The organism is Mesorhizobium sp. M7A.F.Ca.CA.004.12.1.1 (genome assembly GCF_003997835.1).
Classification (GTDB): domain Bacteria; phylum Pseudomonadota; class Alphaproteobacteria; order Rhizobiales; family Rhizobiaceae; genus Mesorhizobium.
Map to the genome: position 1 here is coordinate 1 of NZ_RZRK01001294.1, position 993 is coordinate 993.

Sequence of the window (993 nt, forward strand, 5' to 3'; positions counted from 1 at the left end):
CTCCTCGTCGCCGACGAGCCGACCGGCAATCTCGACACCGCCCGCACGCACGAGATCATGGAGCTGCTCACCCGGCTCAACACCGAGCTTGGCCTGACCATCGCCATGGTCACGCATGAGGCCGACGTCGCCGAATATGCCGAACGCACAATCCGCTTCCTCGACGGCCATGTCGCTTCGGATTCCAGGAAGCTGGAGATCGCACAGCCATGATCTGGGAAACCGTCCGCCTCTCGCTGCGCTCGATCCGCCGCAATGTGCTGCGCTCGTTCCTGACGCTGCTCGGCATCGTCATCGGCGTTGCCGCCGTCATCGCCATGCTCACCATCGGCTCGGGCACCACAGCAAAGGTCAAGGCCGACATCTCCAAGCTCGGCAGCAATCTGCTGGTGGTCCGCTCCGGCCGTCCGGCCGGTCCCGGCGGACCGGGCGGGCTCGACCAGGTGGTGCGTCCGCTCGCGGAAAAGGACCTTGCGGCACTTGTGGCGCATCTCAGCGGTGCCCGCGCGATTTCGCCGGCCTCGCAAAAGCAGGTCCGCGTCATCTTCGGCACCGAGAGCCTGACCTCGGGCGTCACCGGCACCGACAGCGCCTATCTCGATGCGCGCGACTGGAAGCTGGTGTCGGGCCGCCCGTTCAGCGATTCCGAAACCCGCTCGGGCACAGGCGTGTGCCTGATCGGCGAGACCGTGCGCCAGCAGTTCTTCGGCGCCGGCGATCCCGAGGGCGAGATCATCCGCGTCAACCGCACCTCCTGCAAGATCATCGGCCTGCTCGAGCCCAAGGGCTATACCGGCTTCGGCCAGGACCAGGACAATGTCGTGCTGATGCCGCTGCATGCCTATCAGCGCCGCATCGCCGGCAACCGCGACATCGACAACATCTACATCGCCGCCGACGACCGCACGCCGACCAGCGAGTTGCAGCCGCGCGTCGAGGACATCTTGCGAGACGCGCGCCGCATCACGCCCGACCGCGAGAGCGATTTCGCCA

At 66.7% G+C, this 993-nt stretch carries 1 protein-coding gene and 1 pseudogene; both read left to right on the plus strand.

The window, feature by feature from the left end; translation table 11 throughout:
- Positions 1 to 213 (plus strand): annotated as a pseudogene (locus EN984_RS35900) (macrolide ABC transporter ATP-binding protein); the annotation flags it as partial.
- Positions 210 to 993: ABC transporter permease (locus EN984_RS35905; protein WP_164765980.1), on the plus strand; the 784-nt coding region annotated here is incomplete at its 3' end. The pseudogene EN984_RS35900 and the gene EN984_RS35905, both read left to right, overlap by 4 nt.